The sequence below is a fragment of the Roseivivax isoporae LMG 25204 genome (genome assembly GCF_000521865.1).
GTDB lineage: Bacteria > Pseudomonadota > Alphaproteobacteria > Rhodobacterales > Rhodobacteraceae > Roseivivax > Roseivivax isoporae.
In genome coordinates this window covers 26,329-44,250 of sequence record NZ_JAME01000004.1, presented here as the reverse complement: position 1 = coordinate 44,250, position 17,922 = coordinate 26,329, and the positions used below count along the sequence as shown (strand labels likewise).

The following is a 17,922-nucleotide window of genomic DNA, read 5'->3' as shown; positions in this document are numbered from 1 at the left end:
GATCGGTCCTTTCTCTAGCCGACGGACGGCAGCCAGGTGGCGAGCGGCGGGAACAGCACGAGCAGGACCAGCAGGATCAGCGTGCAGAGGATGTAGGGAAACACGGCCTTGGTCACGTCCCAGAGCGTCGTGCCCCGCGGCGCCACGCCCAGCATGACGAAGAGCAGGAGCCCGAACGGTGGCGTCACCAGACTGAGCTCGAGAGCGACCAGCATGAAGACGCCGAACCACACGGTGTCGAAGCCGAAATGGATCACCAGCGGCATGAAGATCGGCAGCGACAGCATCATGATGGACAGCTGGTCCATGAACATCCCCATCACGAGCAGGACGAGGAAGATGAACACGAGCATGACGTAGCCCGACACCTCGAAGCTTGTGGCCCAGGTGACGACCCCGCGCGAGGCGCCCGAGAAGGCGAGGATCTGCGCGAAGGTGGTCGAGGCGACGATGATCGTCAGCATCATGGCCGACACCGCGAGCGTGCCGCGCAGCGAGCGCACCAGCACCGCGCGATCGAGCCGCCGGTACGCGACGGCGAGGATCAGCACCGCGACGACGCCGAAGGCGGCGCTTTCGGTGGGCGTGGCCCAACCCAGGAGGATCAGGCCGATCACCGCGAAGATCACGAGCCCCATGGGCAGCACGTCGCGCAGGAGCGCCGCCGCGATCTCGGCAAGCGACGCGCGTTCGGCGTCGTAGGCGGGGGCCGCCTCGGGATCGAGCGCGATCAGCGTGCGGATCGTGATGGCGAAGAGCACCGCCAGCACGAGCCCCGGCAGGACCCCCGCGATCAGCAGCGCGCCGACGTCGATCCGGGCCAGCGAGCCCAGCAGAACCGCCAGCGACGAGGGCGGGATGATCATTGCAAGGCTGCCGGTCGCGAGGATCGGCCCCATGACGAGCGCGTTCTTGTAGCCGCGTTTCTGCATCTCGGGCATGAGCGTGGTGCCGAGCATCGCGGTATTGGCCATGGACGACCCCGACAGCGTCGCGAAGAGCGTGCCGCCCGCCACGGTCATGTAGCTCAGCCGCCCCCGCGCGCGTCCAAGGCACTTGTCGAGCGCGTCGAAGACGCGGATCGCGAGCCCCGACTGGAACAGCAGCTCCCCCATCAGGACAAAGAGCGGGACGGGCACGAGGCTGAACGATGTCACGCTGTCGGTGGCGTTCGCGATCAGCTGGTCGATCCCGGGCATGCCGCCCAGAAAGAGCCACGCGCCCACGATGTTGATGCCGAGAAAGGCGAGCGCCACCGGCAGGCCGAGGCCCATGAGCGCCAGCACGCCCCCGATCATCAGCGCCGTGGCAAGGGTCCAGGACATCATCGCGGACCGCCCCTCAATGCTGTGCGTTGGAGGCGTCGTAGGTCTCGCCCCTCAGGAATAGTCTCAGGAATTCGGTCGCCATCAGCACGAAGCCCGCGCAGATCATGGCGGGCAGGATCCAGCCCGGCAGGCCGATCGACCGGATGTCGACCGCGCCGGCCTCGACCGCCTCCCACGCGACCACCGCCGCACGCCAGCCGAGAAGCGCGAGGATCGCGACGCAGAGAACAAGGGCCGCGCGGTCGATGATGCGCGACAGGCCCGCGGGCAGAAGGCCCATCAGCGCCCGGATGGCCACGTGGCCGCGGTCGCGGATCAGCCAGGGCGCTCCCGCCATGGTGGCGAAGAGCAGCCCGTATTCGATCAGCGCGCTGGTGGCCTGGACAGGCCGCATGCCGAAATTGCGCAAGCCCACGTCGACGACGATGCCCACCACCATGAGCGCGAAGGTCAGCGCCGCAAGCGCCGCCAAACCGTGGATCACACCGTCGTAGATGCGTGTCAGCATGAGTCTCCCCTGGTCGGCCCGACGCCCGTCGCCGGGCGCCAGGCGTGGTCGGTCACCGGTCGTAGTAGGCGTCGCGCAGGGCGTCGTAGCGGTCGGTGCCCGCCGCTTCCATGCGCGACCAGGCGCTGTCATAGGCCGCGTCGAGGAAGGCCTCGCGCGCCGCGCCCTCGAGCGTGATGACGGTCATGCCCTCGTCCTGAACCTTGGCGTCGGTGTCGGCGATCACCTTCTGGAAATTGTCGTAGGAGATCTGCTCGTAGTCAGCGGCCGCCTGCGTCAGGATCTCCTGCGCTTCGGCGCTGAGGCCCTCCCATTTGGCGGGGTTCATCACGACGGCGAGGTCGGTCTGGAAGAAGCCGGGATCGACCCGGTACTTCAGGAACTTGTCCCAGCTCAGGTCCTGGATCGCGACGATCGGCCAGCCCGCGCCGTCGAAGGTGTTGCGCTCGAGCCCGGTATAGACGTCCGGAACGGGAACCGAGATCGGCACGGCGCCCAGGGTCTCGAAGAACGACTTGTAGATCGGCTGGCTGCGCAGCCGCGCGCCGTCGAGCGCGAGCGTGCCGTCCTCGGCGCGCCCGGGCTCGTCCACCGTGTAGATGTGGAACTGGATGCCGCTGTCGATATGCGCGAGAAGCTCCACGCCCAGCCGGTCGGCGAAGGCTTCCTGCATGATGGCGAAACCGCCGTTCTCGCGCGCTTCCATCGAGGTCACAGTCGAGCCGACCCAGGCATCCGCCTCGGGCATGGTCCCGAGGTGGAACGAGGCGGGGCCGTAATGCATGTCGACGACGCCGCGCGCCGCGGCATCGAGCTGCTGGTTCTGCGGGATGGCCTCGGGCCCGCCGATGTAGTCGATGCGCACCACGCCCTCGCCGCGCTCGTTCACGAGATCAACGAAACCGAGGAAGGACTGGCTGAACGCGAGCTGGCTCGGGAAGGCGGTGACCGCGCGGATCACCTCCTGCGCGGAGGCCGGAAGGGCGAGCGTCACCGCGAGCGCCGCGCCCGCGATGGTCCGGATGGTCTTCATGGTTGCGAACTCCCCGTTGCTGTTTGGCCCGTCCCGGTCGTCGCGGGATCCTCGAGGGCCGGTTGCCTGAACAGTCCCGCCTGTCTGAGCGCGTTCAGGAAGGCGCCCATGCGGTCGGTGCGGTACGCGTCGACATCGCGCCCTGCGTAATCGAAGAAGCCGCGCCCGCTCTTCATGCCGATGGCGCCCTCCTCCATGTGACGCGCGACGATGGCGGGCGGGGCGAAGCGGTCCTCGCCCGTCGCGTCGGCCATGTACCGCGATGCATGATAGAGGATGTCGCCCCCGCCCCAATCGATGAATTCGAGCAGCCCCAGAACGGAGAAGCGCAGCCCGAAGCCGTATTTCACCGCGCGGTCCACGTCCTCGGGGGTGGCGACGCCCTCCTCCACGAGGCGCGCCGCCTCGTTCATGGCGAGCGCCTGGATGCGCGGCACGATGTATCCGGGCGAGGCCTTGCAGAGGACCGGCACCTTGCCCATCGCCTCGAGCACCGCGCAGAGCCTGTCGGTCACGTCGGGCAGCGTCTCGTCGCAGGGGCTGACCTCGACCAGCGGGACGAGAAGCGCGGGGTTCAGCCAGTGCGCGTTCAGGAACCGCTCGGGCCTGCTCGTCAGCGCGGCGAGGTCCGTCGACAGCATGGTGGACGTGGTCGAGGCGAGAATGGCGTCGGCGTCCGCATGGGCATCGAAGAGCCCGAACGCCTCGGCCTTGGCCGCGCGGATCTCGGGCACGGCCTCGTAGACGATCTCGGCCCCCCCGAGCGCGCGGGCCGCGTCGGACAAGGGATGCACCGACACCCGCGCCATGAGCGCGGGGACCGCATCGGCGTCGAACCCTCCGAGGCGCGCGACCATCTCGAGACCGGCCTGCACCTCGGCCAGGACGTCGTCGCGGTAGGCCGCGAAGGCGTCCGCCCCGCGCGGCCGGGAATCGAGCAGCGCGATCCGTCCGCCGCCATAGGCCAGTGCCTGAGCGATGCCGCGCCCCATGCGGCCCGCCCCGATGCAGGCGGCGGCGGGGATCATGCGCCGTCCCTCAGCGTGGCCTGCAGGTCTTCGCGGCTGCGCTCCGCGAGGCCGAGCGCCTCGAAGGTCCGGCCCTCCTTCCGCAGGTCGCGGCCCGTCACGGCCCCCGCGAGGGCGAGAAGCCCCGAGGCGACCGGCGTCGGCACGCCCGCCCAGTCGCCCACGGACACGAGCAGCGCCAGGCCCACGGCGATGTCCTCGGTCATGTAGCGGTGCGTCTTGAGGTCGAGATGTTCGTGCCAGTCGCCCGAATCCACCAGCTTGTCGTGGGCGAGGTTGCCGTACATCCAGTTCGACGTGGTGTAATGGTCGGCGAGCGGGAAATGCGGCGCGCCGTAGCCGAGCGCCTCGCGGATCGCCATGCGTTCCGCGTCGAGCGCGTCGTGCACCGCGCGGATCGCCGGCTGCGTGCCCTCGTTGTGGATGTCCCAGCGGTCGAAATGCTGGATCGGGCCCGCGTTCATCAGGATGAGCGGCGGATGGATGATCGGGCCCGCGTTCATCAGCGCGGCCGACAGCGCGTCCTCGCACCGCTCGATGGCGCCGGGGAACACCTGGCCCAGGAGATCGAGCGCGTGGTCGGTCAGCCGCGCGGGATAGGCGCCGGTCGGCAGGCGCGAGGCGCGCGTGGTGATGCGGACCTCCGCCTCGCCCTTCTTGCGGCAGAGCCAGGGCAGCGTGCCGGTCTCGCAGAAGGCGACGTCGGCGGTGCAACCGGCGGCGCGCACGCGCTCCATCATGATCCAGGCGCCGAAGGAGCCGGGCGAGAGATAGACGACCTGCCCGTCGGCCAGGTGCGGTGCGAGCGCCTCTGCGAGGTCGGACTGACCGAAGGCCGGCATCGGCGCGAGGATGACCTGCACGCCGTCGAGCGCGCGGCCGAGATTGCCCGTGACGGAGACCGGCAGGTCCCGGCTGCCCTCGTGGTCGGTGACGCGCAGCGTCGCCGGATCGCCGAGCGGGGCAAAGCTCGCCCGGTCGCGGCGCCACCAGCGCACGTCATGTCCCGCTTCGACCGCATCGGCCACCGCCGCGTAGGAACCGTTGCCCCCGCCGAGAACCGCAATCCTGACCATCTCGCCCCCTGCGTGGCCTCATCACATGCATTTGCATGCGTATTGGCCATCTTCACGTTTGCTATTGCTGACATGGCTACAGAGCTTGCCTGCAATTGCAAGAATTTTGTTTTAGGCTTGAAGGAAAGGCGGGACGCCGCCGGGGCGTCCGGCGCCGGAACGGGCAGCGGCGGGTGACCTCGGGGACACGTCACCGCGTTGTCGCACCAGCGTTACCCGCCTGTCGCACCCGCCGCCTATGCGGTCCGGAAAATGGGGACAACCGGCGGTGATCAGATGAAAGTGCGGACGATCTTCCTCTCCGACGTGCACCTCGGCACGCGCGGCTGCCAGGCCGAGATGCTGCTCGACTTCCTGACCCGGCACGAAAGTGACCGGCTCTACCTCGTCGGTGACATCATCGACGGCTGGAAGCTCGGGCGCGGATGGTTCTGGAAGGGCCCGCAGAACGACGTGATCGAGGCGGTGCTCGCCAAGGCGCGCGCCGGCTGCAAGGTGATCTACATTCCCGGCAACCACGACGAGGCGCTCCGCCACTATCCCGGCACCCACTTCGGGGGCATCGAGGTCCGGCACGAGACCTGCCACGTGACCGCGGACGGCCGGCGGCTTCTCGTGACGCATGGCGACCAGTTCGATTCGATCGTGGTGAACGCGCGCTGGCTCGCCCATCTGGGCGACCGCGCCTACGACGCGGCGCTCTGGTGCAACACGCGGCTGAACCGGCTGCGCCGGCTCTGGGGCGGACAGTACTGGTCGCTGTCGAACTGGGCCAAGCAGCAGGTCAAGCAGGCGGTCAACTTCATCAGCGAGTACGAGAAGGTGCTGACCGCCGAGGCCCGGCGCGGCGGCTATGACGGGGTGGTCTGCGGCCACATCCACGCGGCCGCCATGCGCCGGATCGGCGATCTCGACTACGTCAACACCGGCGACTGGGTGGAAAGCTGCACCGCGGTGGTGGAGCATCCCGACGGACGGCTCCAGCTCATCGACTGGGCCGAGGAGATCCGTGCGCGCGCCGCGCTCGAGGCCGACCGCAAGGTCGCGCGCATCGGTCGCGCCCGCCGCGGGAGCCGCGTCGCATGAGCGATATGTCCGCCGTCCGCGCGCAGCTCGGCGCCGCCGTCCACGAGGGCCGGCCGCTGAGCCCCACCGGAGTCCAGGAACGGATCTTCGCGCGTCTCTTCACAGGGCTCGTCTACGCCCAGATCTGGGAAGACCCCGAGGCCGACATGCGCGCGCTCGGGATCGCCGAGGGCGAGGCGCTGGTCTGCATCGCCTCGGGCGGCTGCAACGTCATGTCCTACCTGACCCGCCGGCCGGGCGAGATCGCCGCCGCCGACCTGTCGCCCGCACACGTGGCGCTCCTGCGGCTGAAACTCGCGGCAGCGCGTCACCTGCCCGACCACGACACGTTCTTCGCCATGTTCGGCCATGCCGACCGCGCCTCCAGCGTGGCGGCCTACGACATCCACCTGGCACCGCATCTCGACACCGCGACCCGCGCGTTCTGGGAGGACCGCGGCCTGACCGGGACGCGGCGGATCGAGATGGTCGCCCGCGGCCTCTACCGCCACGGGGCGCTCGGACGGTTCCTCGGCATCCTCGGTGCGGTGGCGCGATTCTGCGGCGCCGATTTGCGGGAGCTCGCCGATGCGCCGACCCTCGGCGACCAGAAGGGGTTCTTCGATTCCCGCATCGCGCCGATCTACGACAACCGGGCGATCCGCTGGCTGGCCCGGAGGCCGGTCATGCTGTTCGGTCTCGGCATCCCGCCCGCGCAACAGCGCAAGCTGGCGGCCGATGCCGACGGCGACATCGTCGCGGTGCTGCGCGAGCGCACCCGGAAGCTCGCCTGCGATTTCCCCGCGGCCGAGAACTACTTCCTGCAGCAGGCCTGCCACCGGCGCTACCGCGGACGGTCGGGGCGCGCCGTCCCGCCCTATCTCGACCCGCGGGCCTTCGACGCGGTGCGCGCGGGCGCGGCGCATGTCGACGTTCAGAACCGCAGCCTGACCGACCTGCTGGCCGCGCGGCCCGCGGCATCGGTCGATTGCGCGACGCTCCTCGACGCGCAGGACTGGATGAGCGACGGGCAGCTTGCGGATCTCTGGCGGGAACTGTCCCGCACCGCGCGGCCCGGAGCGCGCGTCCTATTCCGCACCGGCGGGACGCCCGACATCCTGCCGGGCCGCGTGCCGCCGGAGATCCTCGGGCGCTGGCGCTACGATGGCCGGGCATCCGCCCTCGCGCTGGCCGAGGACCGCTCGGCCATCTACGGCGGCGTGCATCTCTACCGGTTCGAGGGATGAGTTCCGTGGCCGACAGTCATGCCGCGCTCATGGACCGGACCTACCGCCGGCAGCGTCACATCTACGACCTGACGCGGCGGTTCTTCCTGTTCGGGCGCGACCACGCGATTCGCGCGATGGACCCGCCGCCGGGGGGCTCGGTGCTCGAGATCGCCTGCGGCACGGGGCGGAACCTCGCCCGCATCGACGCGCTCGTTCCGGGCTGCCGGCTCTACGGGCTCGACATCTCGCAGGAGATGCTGCGCTCGGCGCGCGCGCGGCTCGGGTCGCGCGCCATGCTGGCCGCGGGCGACGCGACGCAATTCGATGCGCAGGCGCTTTTCGGGCGCGACGGCTTCGATCGCATCCTCATCTCCTACGCGGTGTCGATGATCCCCGACTGGGCGGGCACGCTGCGCGAGGGCGTGCGCCACCTCGCCCCGGGCGGCGCGCTGCACGTCGTCGATTTCCACGATCTCGGCGGATATCCCGCACCGTTCAGGCGCGCGCACCGGGCGTGGCTGTCGCGCTTCCACGTGACGCCGCGGCTCGACCTCGGCGCGGCGGTCGCGCGCATCGGCGTCGAGACCGGCTGCGCCGTCGACCACGTGACGCTCTACCGCGGCTACGCGCAGGCGGCCGTCCTGAAACGGCCGGCCTGAGGCCTCACGCTTCTCCAGCGGTGGTGAAGGAGCGGATGGTGCGCAGCGCGCCGTCGAGCGCCTCGCCCTTCGGATCCTTCAGTGCGGCGGTGATCAGCCGCGCGGTCCAGTCGGCGGCATCCGCGCGCCCCTCGACCAGCGCCGCGCCGGACATGACCCGGTCGAACTTGGCGAGGCCGCGGGCATGGGTGTCGGAATAGCCCTTCACGAGCCTTCGGATCTTCAGCGTCTCGACCGCGTGGGCGTAGTCCAGGGGCAGCCGCGCCCGCGCGGCGTCGAGCCATCCGTCGACATGCGCCATCTCGCGCCCGTGCCGCAGGAGCGTGCGCCGCCGGCGCCGCAGACCCGCCGCCACGTAGAGCGGAAGGAACCCGCTCAGCCGGTCGGTGCGCATCCGCCGGCCCCGGTTCACCACGCGGTCGAGCATGCGCATGAGACCCGGCCGCGCCTCGACATAGGCGCCGAGCCGCACGGGCAGGGCGCTCACCACCTCGGCGGCGCCGGGATGCACGTACTCGGTGACCTGCACGAGGGTGCCCGTGCCCGCGCGCATCTCGGCCGCAACACGTTCGCGCCGGCCCGCGCGGGTCTTGAGGTCCGCCACCCGCAGGATGTCGTCGTAAGCCATCGCGGTCGCGAGGTACTTGGCCGCGGTGGCGGTGAAGTCGAAGCCCCGCGCCGCTCCGTCTTGCGCCCGGTCCTCGGCCAGGAGCGCCTCGAGCCGGTCGAGGTATTCCGCGCCATAGGCCACGTCCTGGTAGTCGACGACCCGCGCGAGCCCGGCGCGCGCCAGCGGCCGGACCGGATCGGGCAGCGCCGCGATCCGTCGGCCGAGCGCCTCCCAGTCCCGAAGGAGCGGCGCGGGGCCGACGAACTCCGCCTCTTCCGCCACCGGTTCCGGGTCGGGCGCGGGGTCCCGGTGCCGGGACGCGGCCGCCTCGCGCGCCGCCTCGAAGGCGGCGAGGCTCTTCTCGACGCCGCGGCCCGAGGCGCGGATGGTCTCGCGGTAGCTTTCCACCGGGAAGGGCAGCGTGCCCGATCCGGCGAGCGCACCGAAGAGCGAGGCCGAGATGACGCTGCCCGCCCCTTGCGCGATTGCCTCCATGTCAAAGGCCACGACGGCCCGCGCCGCCTCCTCGGCGGCCCGTTGCACCGCCTCGGCATCGGCGAGCCCGGTGCCCGGCACGACCTTCTCGCTCACCGCGAGCGCGCGGTGGGTCGAGGCGATGAGCGTGGTGCGGTCGGGCGTCACGAAGCCGCGCATGATGGCGCGCCCGGCTTCCATCATCTCTGCCGCGATCAGGATGTCGACGTCGCCCTCTGCCGGGGAAAGAGCGAAGACCGGCTGGCGCGCGGCCTCGGGCAGCATCTCGACGTAGTAGATCGTCGCGCCCGTCCGCTGCGCGACGCCCGCGACGCTCGTCGCCTGCGCCGCGTAGCCGTTGCGTTCGGCCAGGTCGATGATCCAGTTCGTGAGGACGCCGCCCCCCTGCCCGCCCACGGCCATGACCGCGAGCTTGACGAGGTCGTCGAGGCGCGGGTCGCGCGCGGCAGACTGTACCGGAAGCACCTCGGTCATCGCACCACCTCCCGCGCGAGCCGCCGCGACGCGCGCCGCGCGATCAGCCAGTCGATGGCCCGCGTCTGCCAGCGTGCCCACCATTTCTCGAACCGCCCGGGATTGTGCACGAGATCGGCCCGGTAGAACGAGGGGCAGAGCACGGCGGCGTCCGCGACCTCGCCGCAATTGCCGCAGCCCACGCAGGTCTGGTCGATATGGGCGACCGGATCGTCGCGCAGCGGGTCGTCGGGCATCTTCAGCGTCAGCGACGGACAGCCCGACAGGCGCATGCAGGCGTGATCGCCGGTGCAGACCTCCTCGTCGACGCCGAATTTCGGCCGTTCCACGCGCCGGCCTTCCTGCACCGCCTTGGCAAGGAGGGGCTTCTCCCGCCGCTGGCGGTTCAGCATGCATTCCGACGAGGCCACGATGACCTTGGGTCCCTCGTGATCGGTGGTCAGCGCGTCCCTCAGCGTCTCGCGCATCTTTCCCACGTCGTAGGTGCGGTCGATCTGGCGGACCCACGTGACGCCCACGCCCTTCACCGCCTCGGCGATCGGATGCTTCGTCGCCTTGGTGCGGTTCGTGGCGCGCGAGGACAGGATGTCCTGTCCGCCGGTCGCCGCGGAATAGTAGTTGTCGACCACGATGGTCACGCCGTCGGACTTGTTGAACACCGCGTTGCCGATCGACGAGGTGAGCCCGTTGTGCCAGAACCCGCCGTCGCCCAGGATCGAGATCGGCCGCCGCTCGCCGCCGCCGTCGAAGGCCGCGTTCGAGGCCGGGCCGAGCCCGTAGCCCATGGTGGTGCCGCCGATCTCGAAGGGCGGCATGATCGAGAAGAGGTGGCAGCCGATGTCGGCCGAAATCTGGTGCGGGCCCATCTCCTCCTCCACGAGCTTCATCGCCGCGAAGATCGGGCGCTCGGGGCAGCCGGTGCAGAAACCGGGCGGCCGGCCCGGCACCACCTTGGTGAGGTCGGGCACCGGCGCGGGCGTGTTGGGCGCGCGCCCGCGGTCGGGCAGGATGTCCGGCGCGTGCGCGGCCATGAACGCCTCGAGCCCCTCGAGCATGACGCGGCCGGTATATTCCCCGGCCATCGGCAGCACGTCCTTGCCGGCAAGCTTTGCCGTGGCCCCGGCCTTGTGCAGGATCGCGCGCAGCGCCTGCTCGAGATATTCGGGCTGACCCTCCTCGACCACGAGCACCGCGTCCTTGCCCGCGCAGAAATCCAGCACCTCGTCGTCGAGCAGCGGGTGGGTGACGTTCAGCACGTAGAGCGGCACGGCCGAGTCGCCGTACACGTCGGCAAGGCCGAGGCGCTGCAGCGCGCGGATCACGCCGTTGTACATCCCCCCCTGCAGGACGATTCCCACCCGCGACTCCTTCGGCCCGAAATGCTCGTTGAGCCGGTGCTTGCGGATGTAGTCGACGGCGGCGGGCCACCGCTTCTCGACCTTCTCCTTCTCGTGGAGGAACGAGGCGGGCGGCAGCACGATGCGGCCCGTGTCGCGCTGGGGGTTCTTCAGGGCATCACGGACCGTGAGTTTCGGCGGGACGTTGTCGCGCGCCTCGAACGAGCCGTGCACATGGCAGCAGCGGATTCGGACCATCAACATGACGGGCGTGTTCGACGCCTCGCTCAGCTCGAAGCCATGGCGCACCGCGTCGGTGATCGAGGGCAGGTTCGGCCGCGGGTCGAGAAGCCAGATCTGCGACTTGGTCGCGAAGGCATGCGACCGCTCCTGCATGATCGACGATCCCTCGCCGTAATCCTCGCCGACGATGATCAGCGCGCCGCCCTTCACCCCGCCCGAGGCGAGGTTGGCCAGCGCGTCGGACGCGACATTCGTGCCCACGGTCGACTTGAACGTCACCGCGCCGCGGATCGGGTAATGCACGCTCGCCGCGAGCATCGCGGCCGCGGCAGCCTCTGAGGCGTTCGCCTCGAACCGGATGCCGAGTTCGGCCATCAGGTCCTCGGCATCGGCGAGCACGTCCATCAGGTGGCTGATCGGGGCCCCCTGGTATCCGCCCACGTAGCCCACCCCGTTCTCGAGCAGCGCCTTGGTGATGGCGAGGATGCCCTCGCCGCGAAAGGTCTCGCCCGCACCGATGCGCAGGTGCTCGACCTCTTTCTTGAACGACCGTTCCGCCATGGGATCCCTCCTGTGGCCCTTTCGTCAAACTATATCCATTTGCATATATCTTGAGAAGCGTGAATGTGCCCCCGCATCCGAACGGGCGGCAGAGCCCGGTCAGATCTCGTGACGCCGGATGTTCTTGAGGATGCGCTGCAGGATCGCCACGAAGGCCGCACGCTCGGCCTCGTCGATGCCGTGGAACATCTCTTCGTAGCGTGCATGCATCAGCGGCCAGACGCGGTCGAACTCCGCGCGCCCCGCGTCGGTGAGGTAGATCTCGCGCACGCGGGCGTCGCTCGCCCGCGCCTCGCGCCGCACGAGGCCGGCCTTTTCCAGCGCCTCGAGCGTGCGCGACATGGTCGATTGTTCGGTCACCGCATAGACCGACAGCTCGTTGATGGTCAGCCCCGGCACCACCGCGAGGACGGCAAGCGTGCGCATCTTGGCGGTGGTCAGGTTGGCGGTCCTGAGCTCGCCCTGCAGGTTCGCGTTGTAGCGCCCCATGATGCGGTTCATCAGGTAGGGCGCGAACTGCCAGAGCCCGATCTCGCCCAGCGTGCGCTCGGGTTTCGGAAGGTCGGTACCCATGTCCGGTGCCCGGTCTTCTGCCATCGTCAGCGCGCCTTTGCGGGAAAGGGCCGGGGCCACGCGATCAGCGCGGAACCAGCGCCATGGCGCGGATCGGGCTGCCGGTGCCGCGGCGGATCTTGAGCGGGGCCGCGATCAGCACCGCGCCCTTCGGCGGCAGCTGGTCGAGGTTGGCGAGCGAGGCGAGGCCGAAGCAGTTGTCGCGGTGCAGGAAGTTGTGCGCCGGGAACGGCGGATCCATCGCGCCGGCCTGTCCCGCATCGGTGCCGATGCACTGCGATCCCCAGCCGACGATCTTCTTCGACAGGAGGTATTCGACGCATTCGGGCGTCGGCCCCGGCGAGTGCGGGCCGGTCTCGTCGGCGTTCAGGAACAGCGCCTCGTCATGGGCGCGCTTGTCCCAGTCGGACCGGAGCACCACCCATTCGCCGGCGCCGATCTCGCCATGCTCGGCCTCCCATGCCGTCACGTGGTCGGGCGTCAGGAGGAAATCCGCGTTCTCCGCGACCTCCTTCGAGCAGTCGATGACGTTCACCGGGGCCACGACGCGCTGCAGGTCGAGCGAATCAGTGTAGCCGTCGGCGTAGTCCTTGCCGGTGATCCAGTGATGCGGCGCGTCGAAATGCGTGCCCGAATGCTCGCCGAGGACCATCCAGTTCCAGGCAAAGAACGGGCCGTCCGAATCGTATTCGCTGATCTTGTGGATCTCGACCCTCGGCGTGTTCTTCGCGAAATCCGGCGGAAGCTGCAGGATGGGCGTGTCCGGCCCGAGCGGGCTCGACAGGTCCACGACCCGGATCTCGCCCGCCAGAAGCTTTGCGCCCAGCTCGTTCAACGTGTCATTGGTCGACATGGCATCCTCCCGCTTCGCACCGTTTCGGGGAACGGTAGACGAAAAAACATGCAGATGGAAATATCTCCGCACGGTCAGGTGCCGTCCCGCGTTCCGTAGCGGGCGAGCACGCGGTCGGCCTGCGCGAGCGCGGCATCGAGATCGGCCAGCGCGGCATCGACCGACAGCGCGTCTCTCGTGGGGCCGGCGCGGGACACCGTGACCGACCGCGCGACCGGCTGGCTGCGGCGGCGCAACCGGTCGGCCAGCGGCACCGGCGCCCAGGCGCGATACGTCCGGCGCGGGGTCAGCTGCGCGAGGATGCCGGCCTCCACCGCCTCTGCCGTGAGGTTGCGCGCGGTCCGGTCGGTCACGGCCAGCGCGTCGGCGATGCCGCGGCCGGTGAGAATCGGACGGCGCAGACAGAGCGCCACGAGATCGGACAGCCGCGATTTGCCGTGCCGCCCGGAGCAGGCGCCCTGCGCCCGGTCGCGCCACCGGCGGAGAACCGGCAGGTCGCCGAGCGTGCGCCCGGTCTCGATCCGCAGCCCCGAGAGGAGATCGGCGATGCCCGTGGGCGACAGGGGCGACCAGGCGCGGAACCCCTGCGCCGACAGCGCCATGGACGGCAGGAGCACCCAGTCGGCGGACAGCGCCGGTAGGATGCCCTCGGCCCCCTCGCCGGGCGACGGGCCGCGCCCCCCTGCCCTGCCCCGCCGCAGCGCGTGATCGGCGGCGAGAAAGACCAGCCGTTCCGCCGAGGGCTGCGTCCCGCCGGTGGCGGCACGCACGAGGGCCGCGGCACGGATGCCCGCGAGGCACGGCGTGGCGGCAGCGGCGACGGCGACCGCCACGTCGCGCGCCAGGATGTCGAGGTCCTCGGGCGTACCCGCGGCCTCGCCGTCGTCCACGAGGCCCGCCCGCAGACAGCGGGCGATCGTCGCGCCCGGCTCCGCGGCGATGTCGCCCGGCGCCACGATGACCCGCAAGAGCCGCTCCGCGTGCCACCCGCCGCGGGCGGGTTCGAAGGCCGTCAGCGGCGTCTCGAAGGCGCGGAGTGCCAGGTCGCCCTCCGAGAGATGGATGTCCTCGAGCCCCACCGACCGGCACGCCTCGCTCAACGCCGCCTGCATGCGCCAGAGACGGCCCAGATCCGGATCCGCGGCGAACGCGCCCTCGATGCGGCCCGCCGCCACCTCGAGGCCGAGAAGCGTGTCGAGCAGTCCAGGTTGGTTTTGCGACATCCGCCCGTCCCTGTTCGGTTTGCCCGGCGTTGCGGAAACAAACTTCGCTACATTTTCCGTTACCCCGGTGCGGGATGACTAGCCCCCGATCTCGACCCGGTGCACCCCCGGCATGTCGATCCGCACCGCATCGAGAAGCGGCCGCAGGTGATGCGTCTTGACGTATTGCGCAACGAATCCCGACGGCGCCCGCAGGTGCAGGACCGGTCCCTCGAGCGCGTGAAAGACGAGGCCCGCGTACCAGTTGCGGAAAAGGGCCGGATCGGACAGCGCCAGCCGGTCGCGCGTGCGGTCCCAGGGCGTCGCCCCGCCCTCCTCCGTGCCGCCGCTCTTCGCGCCGAAATCGAGCCGCACCACCTTGGCATCCGGCGGGGTCTCCATCGGCGCCTGCGCCTCCATCCGGGCCGAGAAATCGGGACCGACCCTGTCCCAGAGAGGTGCGCTCAGGCGCTGGATCTCCATCTGGTTCAGGCGGTAGGCGGCCACCCTGCCCCGGACGCCGGGCCGCAGCTGCAGCAGGATGCGCGCCGCGGTCAGGCGCTTGACCTCGCGCTTCACGGTGCGTTCGTCGACGGACCACATGCGCGCCATCTCGCGCTGGCCGACCGTCAGCTCGTCGTTGCGCCAGTTGTAGCGCGCGGTCACCAATGCGATCAATCGCATCATCGAGGTTTGAAATCCCGGCGACCCGCTCAGCCCGGCAACCGCCATCGCCGTGAGCAGGTCATATTTCATCACCCCGGCCTGAGGGCCGGTCATCCGCTTGGGGTCCATGATCGTCGCTCGTTTCGCCTCTGCGGTCCGGCTCTGACGGCCGATTCCGCGAACTTGTTCCAGTGTCGCGTAATCCCGTCGTTTGTCAACGATTTGATAAATACGGGATCAGGGCGAAAATCCTGATCGGATCAAGAATCCTGGTAAGATTGGTAATGGGTGACCCTCTGGCGTCCCCCTATCATGCCCCCTCTGACACCCTAAAGTTTCCTGACGGTCCGTGTGTGTCACCCCAACTCGCCGCGGCGCCGCTGCCATGTCCCGTTCTTCGCCAAGATGACAGGAAAAACGGAAAATCCGAACATTGGCGATTTGAGATTTGGCGAGTTCGCGTTATTGAGGGGCCAGTGGCATAAAACAAGAGCAGGCACATGCGCGATCATTCCGATCTTCAATCCATGAACGAACGCAGCCTTGCGCAGCAGGCGGCGGTGCGGAGGGCGACGTTCTCTCCGGCGGAGGAAAAGACGCTCCGCACCTTCTCGATCTGGGAAATCAGCCAGTTCATGTTCGACGTCCCGGCGGACACGCTGCGCAAGAAGCTGTCGGACGACCCGTCCCTGCCCCAGGGCACCGTCGAGGAGGATGGCCGCCAGCGGTGGTTCAGCCTCGCCGAGATCAACGAGCTGCGCCGCAGGCTGCGGTTCCGCGGGCGATCGCTGCTGCCCAAGCGTCCCGCCGGCCGGGCGATGCGGGTGGCAGTGTCGAACTTCAAGGGCGGCGTCGGCAAGACGGTGGTCGCACAGCACCTGGCCAATGCCGCGGCGCTCGACGGCTACCGTGTGCTGGTGGTCGATTTCGACCCGCAGGCGACGATGACCCATTCCATGGGCCTCGTGGAGGTGAAGGAGTGGCACACGGTCTGGGGTATCATGTGCCGCGATCTCTGCCGCGAGGCGGACCGCATCGCCGAAGCCTATGATGACCCCGCCGACTGCCCCTACCCCACGTCCGAGGAACTGCCCGAAGACGTGCAATCGATCGGGGCGCAGCGCGTGCAGGACTTCATCCAGAAGACGGCGTGGCCCACGATCGACATCATTCCGTCCTGCGCCAATGCCGCCTTCGTCGAATTCGCCTCGGCCCAGTACCGCGCGCTGCACAAGGCGTGGAGCTTCTTCGGCTGCGTGGCGCGCTATCTCGACGAGCTTCCGGACGACCAGTACGACGTGATCATCTTCGACTGCCCGCCGGCCATCGGCTACCAGTCCCTGAACGCGGCCTTCGCGGCGGACATCCTCTACATCCCGTCGGGCCCGGGCTACTGGGAATACGATTCCACCACGAGTTTCCTCGGCCAGCTCGGCGACGCGCTCGAGGACATCTCGACGGGCTTCGCCAAGGTTGCCGAGGATGCGGGCATCCGGCTGCCAAAGCGATTCGATGACGTGCGTCTCCTGATGACGCGCTTCGAGACGTCGAACCCTTTGCACGTCGCGATGATGGAGGCGTTCCGCAACGTGTTCGGTGCGGATGTCTGCAACAACGCCATCGAGATGACGCGCGCGGTCGAACAGTCCGGCCGGTTCCAGATGTCGGTCTACGAGCAGGATTACCGGCAGATGACACGCGAGACGTGGAAGCGCGCGCGGCAGAGCTTCGACAACGCCTACACCGAGTTCCGGGAGGTCATGCTGCGAGCATGGGAAGCGCGGACCGCAAAGATCGAGGTTGAGGCATGAGCAGCAGGAACAAGTTCGGTTTCGATCCGGTCGAGACGCCCGAGCCGTCGCGCAAGCGACGCCGCGAGGTGGGGCCCATGGGCGCGGCGGTGCGCGAGGCCGCCTCGAGCATGGCCGAAAGCACCGAGTCGCTGGTCGAGCAGCGCCGCCAGAACGCGGCCGACGCCAAGGCGTGGCGCGCGGCGCAGGGCGAGGGTCGGGTGCTGACCACGCTGCCGCTCGGGCAGATCCGCATGGACGACCTGCCCCGCGACCGGCTCGATCTCGACAGCGTCGCGGCCTCGGACGAGATGGAAGAGCTCAAGGCCTCGATCCGCGCCCGCGGACAGAAGGAGCCGATCGAGGTCTTCCGCTCGGGTCCCGACACCTACCAGCTGAAGAAGGGCTGGCGCCGCCTGACCGCGCTGCGGCAGCTGCACGAGGAAACCGGCGAGGACCGCTTTGCCGCGGTCGTGGCGCGGGTCAACGAGGAAGCCGGCAGCCGCATCGACCTCTACATCGACATGGTCGAGGAGAACGTGATCCGCGAGGACCTGACCTTTGCCGAGATGGCGCAGGTTGCGATCCGCGCGGCCGACGACCCGGCGTTCGAGGGGCAGGGCGCGGACGCGGCGGTGGGCCGGCTCTACGCCTCGCTGCACAAGATGAAACGCTCCTATATCCGGAGTTTCGTGTACCTCCTGCAAGCGCTCGGTGACGACCTGCGGTTCCCCAAGGCGCTGTCGCGGAACCTCGGTGTCGATGCCGCCCGCGCGTTGCAGGCCCGCCCAGACAAGGTCGAGACGCTGCGCGCCAGGCTTGCCTCGGTCGAGGGCCCGGACGATCAGGCCGAGGCGCTGCGCCAGTTCGTGGCGACGGCGGATCGGCCCGCCGCGACGGCCGCGCGTCCGGTGCGCACCAAGAGCGTGAAGTACGAGTTCCACGTCGGTCGGTCCAAGGTTACCGCGCGCAAGGGCGAATGCCGGATCCTGTCCGACACGGACTTCTCGTCGGTCGACCGGGCGCGGCTGCAGAAGGCCATCGAGGCCTTCGAGGCGGTGCTGAAGGGGGCGTAACCCACGGGTTACCCGCCCGGTGGGTCGCTCCGGTAACCCGTGGGTTACCCCGGAGTGGGGGAAGGTCGAAGGGCGGCGCGCCGGCGCCGCCCTTTTTCGATTCCCGTCGACGCAAA

General features: G+C 69.5%; 16 protein-coding genes. 5 read left to right on the top strand and 11 right to left on the bottom strand.

Annotation, left to right across the window (positions count from 1 at the left end; translation table 11 throughout):
• Positions 1-14: 14 nt before the first annotated feature.
• Genes RISW2_RS03315 through RISW2_RS03295 form a run of 5 tightly spaced genes read right to left on the bottom strand, consistent with a single transcriptional unit; the run spans position 15 to position 4,973 of the window.
• Positions 15-1,328: a TRAP transporter large permease gene (locus RISW2_RS03315; protein WP_341872002.1), complete on the bottom strand. Its 1,314-nt coding sequence runs from the start codon at positions 1,326-1,328 to the stop codon at positions 15-17.
• 13 nt (positions 1,329-1,341) lie between these two features.
• A complete protein-coding gene (locus tag RISW2_RS03310) occupies positions 1,342-1,836 on the bottom strand; it encodes a TRAP transporter small permease (protein ID WP_043766614.1) in 495 nt (164 codons plus the stop codon).
• A gap of 52 nt (positions 1,837-1,888) precedes the next feature.
• The gene (dctP, locus tag RISW2_RS03305) at positions 1,889-2,869 is read right to left on the bottom strand and encodes a TRAP transporter substrate-binding protein DctP (protein WP_043766611.1); all 981 of its coding nucleotides are present in this window, start codon (positions 2,867-2,869) and stop codon (positions 1,889-1,891) included.
• Positions 2,866-3,897: a 3-hydroxybutyryl-CoA dehydrogenase gene (locus RISW2_RS03300; protein WP_051491768.1), complete on the bottom strand. Its 1,032-nt coding sequence runs from the start codon at positions 3,895-3,897 to the stop codon at positions 2,866-2,868. The genes dctP and RISW2_RS03300 overlap by 4 nt, the downstream gene beginning before the upstream one ends.
• Positions 3,894-4,973 (bottom strand): NAD/NADP-dependent octopine/nopaline dehydrogenase family protein, encoded by a 1,080-nt coding sequence (locus RISW2_RS03295; RefSeq protein WP_043766608.1) that lies wholly within the window; start codon positions 4,971-4,973, stop codon positions 3,894-3,896. Before RISW2_RS03295 ends, RISW2_RS03300 begins: the two co-directional genes overlap by 4 nt.
• 276 nt (positions 4,974-5,249) lie before the next feature.
• Here RISW2_RS03295 and RISW2_RS03290 point away from each other — a divergent pair, with 276 nt between their 5' ends.
• From RISW2_RS03290 to RISW2_RS03280, 3 genes are read left to right on the top strand one after another with little or no spacing between them, the layout of a single operon-like run.
• A complete protein-coding gene (locus RISW2_RS03290; RefSeq protein WP_084615232.1) occupies positions 5,250-6,059 on the top strand; it encodes a UDP-2,3-diacylglucosamine diphosphatase in 810 nt (269 codons plus the stop codon).
• Positions 6,056-7,285 (top strand): BtaA family protein, encoded by a 1,230-nt coding sequence (locus RISW2_RS03285; RefSeq protein WP_043766602.1) that lies wholly within the window; start codon positions 6,056-6,058, stop codon positions 7,283-7,285. Before RISW2_RS03290 ends, RISW2_RS03285 begins: the two co-directional genes overlap by 4 nt.
• Entirely contained in the window at positions 7,282-7,926 is a 645-nt protein-coding gene (locus RISW2_RS03280) for a class I SAM-dependent methyltransferase (RefSeq protein WP_043766599.1), read from the top strand. The genes RISW2_RS03285 and RISW2_RS03280 overlap by 4 nt, the downstream gene beginning before the upstream one ends.
• Positions 7,927-7,930: 4 nt before the next feature.
• Here RISW2_RS03280 and RISW2_RS03275 read toward each other — a convergent pair whose 3' ends face one another.
• The 6 genes from RISW2_RS03275 to RISW2_RS03250 form a co-directional block, all read right to left on the bottom strand.
• Positions 7,931-9,505: an indolepyruvate oxidoreductase subunit beta family protein gene (locus RISW2_RS03275; RefSeq protein ID WP_043766597.1), complete on the bottom strand. Its 1,575-nt coding sequence runs from the start codon at positions 9,503-9,505 to the stop codon at positions 7,931-7,933.
• The gene (locus RISW2_RS03270; protein ID WP_043766594.1) at positions 9,502-11,646 is read right to left on the bottom strand and encodes a thiamine pyrophosphate-dependent enzyme; all 2,145 of its coding nucleotides are present in this window, start codon (positions 11,644-11,646) and stop codon (positions 9,502-9,504) included. Before RISW2_RS03270 ends, RISW2_RS03275 begins: the two co-directional genes overlap by 4 nt.
• Before the next feature lie 99 nt (positions 11,647-11,745).
• Positions 11,746-12,243 (bottom strand): MarR family winged helix-turn-helix transcriptional regulator, encoded by a 498-nt coding sequence (locus RISW2_RS03265; protein ID WP_051491766.1) that lies wholly within the window; start codon positions 12,241-12,243, stop codon positions 11,746-11,748.
• 40 nt (positions 12,244-12,283) lie between these two features.
• Positions 12,284-13,072 carry a cyclase family protein gene (locus RISW2_RS03260; protein ID WP_043766590.1) on the bottom strand — a complete coding sequence of 263 codons (789 nt, stop codon included), beginning with the start codon at positions 13,070-13,072 and terminating at the stop codon, positions 12,284-12,286.
• A gap of 74 nt (positions 13,073-13,146) precedes the next feature.
• Positions 13,147-14,295: a helix-turn-helix domain-containing protein gene (locus tag RISW2_RS03255; RefSeq protein ID WP_043766587.1), complete on the bottom strand. Its 1,149-nt coding sequence runs from the start codon at positions 14,293-14,295 to the stop codon at positions 13,147-13,149.
• A gap of 78 nt (positions 14,296-14,373) precedes the next feature.
• Positions 14,374-15,069, bottom strand: coding sequence for a hypothetical protein (locus RISW2_RS03250; protein ID WP_043766583.1), 696 nt, complete (start codon positions 15,067-15,069; stop codon positions 14,374-14,376).
• 371 nt (positions 15,070-15,440) lie between these two features.
• On the opposite strand from RISW2_RS03250, the gene RISW2_RS03245 reads away from it, so the two are divergent.
• Together RISW2_RS03245 and RISW2_RS03240 are read left to right on the top strand one after the other, a co-directional pair.
• Positions 15,441-16,751: an AAA family ATPase gene (locus RISW2_RS03245; RefSeq protein WP_156943773.1), complete on the top strand. Its 1,311-nt coding sequence runs from the start codon at positions 15,441-15,443 to the stop codon at positions 16,749-16,751.
• Complete coding sequence (locus RISW2_RS03240) at positions 16,748-17,806, top strand: ParB/RepB/Spo0J family partition protein (protein ID WP_043766581.1); 1,059 nt, start codon at positions 16,748-16,750, stop codon at positions 17,804-17,806. Before RISW2_RS03245 ends, RISW2_RS03240 begins: the two co-directional genes overlap by 4 nt.
• Positions 17,807-17,922: the final 116 nt, after the last annotated feature.

Excerpts from the sequence above, each read along its gene's own strand:
- RISW2_RS03245 (WP_156943773.1), top strand. The coding sequence starts at position 15,441 with ATGCGCGATCATTCCGATCTTCAATCCATGAACGAACGCAGCCTTGCG.
- RISW2_RS03275 (WP_043766597.1), bottom strand. The coding sequence starts at position 9,505 with ATGACCGAGGTGCTTCCGGTACAGTCTGCCGCGCGCGACCCGCGCCTC.
- RISW2_RS03295 (WP_043766608.1), bottom strand. The coding sequence starts at position 4,973 with ATGGTCAGGATTGCGGTTCTCGGCGGGGGCAACGGTTCCTACGCGGCG.
- RISW2_RS03270 (WP_043766594.1), bottom strand. The coding sequence starts at position 11,646 with ATGGCGGAACGGTCGTTCAAGAAAGAGGTCGAGCACCTGCGCATCGGT.
- RISW2_RS03260 (WP_043766590.1), bottom strand. The coding sequence starts at position 13,072 with ATGTCGACCAATGACACGTTGAACGAGCTGGGCGCAAAGCTTCTGGCG.
- RISW2_RS03300 (WP_051491768.1), bottom strand. The coding sequence starts at position 3,897 with ATGATCCCCGCCGCCGCCTGCATCGGGGCGGGCCGCATGGGGCGCGGC.
- RISW2_RS03250 (WP_043766583.1), bottom strand. The coding sequence starts at position 15,069 with ATGGACCCCAAGCGGATGACCGGCCCTCAGGCCGGGGTGATGAAATAT.
- RISW2_RS03315 (WP_341872002.1), bottom strand. The coding sequence starts at position 1,328 with ATGATGTCCTGGACCCTTGCCACGGCGCTGATGATCGGGGGCGTGCTG.
- RISW2_RS03285 (WP_043766602.1), top strand. The coding sequence starts at position 6,056 with ATGAGCGATATGTCCGCCGTCCGCGCGCAGCTCGGCGCCGCCGTCCAC.
- RISW2_RS03310 (WP_043766614.1), bottom strand. The coding sequence starts at position 1,836 with ATGCTGACACGCATCTACGACGGTGTGATCCACGGTTTGGCGGCGCTT.
- RISW2_RS03240 (WP_043766581.1), top strand. The coding sequence starts at position 16,748 with ATGAGCAGCAGGAACAAGTTCGGTTTCGATCCGGTCGAGACGCCCGAG.
- RISW2_RS03265 (WP_051491766.1), bottom strand. The coding sequence starts at position 12,243 with ATGGCAGAAGACCGGGCACCGGACATGGGTACCGACCTTCCGAAACCC.
- RISW2_RS03290 (WP_084615232.1), top strand. The coding sequence starts at position 5,250 with ATGAAAGTGCGGACGATCTTCCTCTCCGACGTGCACCTCGGCACGCGC.
- RISW2_RS03280 (WP_043766599.1), top strand. The coding sequence starts at position 7,282 with ATGAGTTCCGTGGCCGACAGTCATGCCGCGCTCATGGACCGGACCTAC.
- RISW2_RS03255 (WP_043766587.1), bottom strand. The coding sequence starts at position 14,295 with ATGTCGCAAAACCAACCTGGACTGCTCGACACGCTTCTCGGCCTCGAG.
- dctP (WP_043766611.1), bottom strand. The coding sequence starts at position 2,869 with ATGAAGACCATCCGGACCATCGCGGGCGCGGCGCTCGCGGTGACGCTC.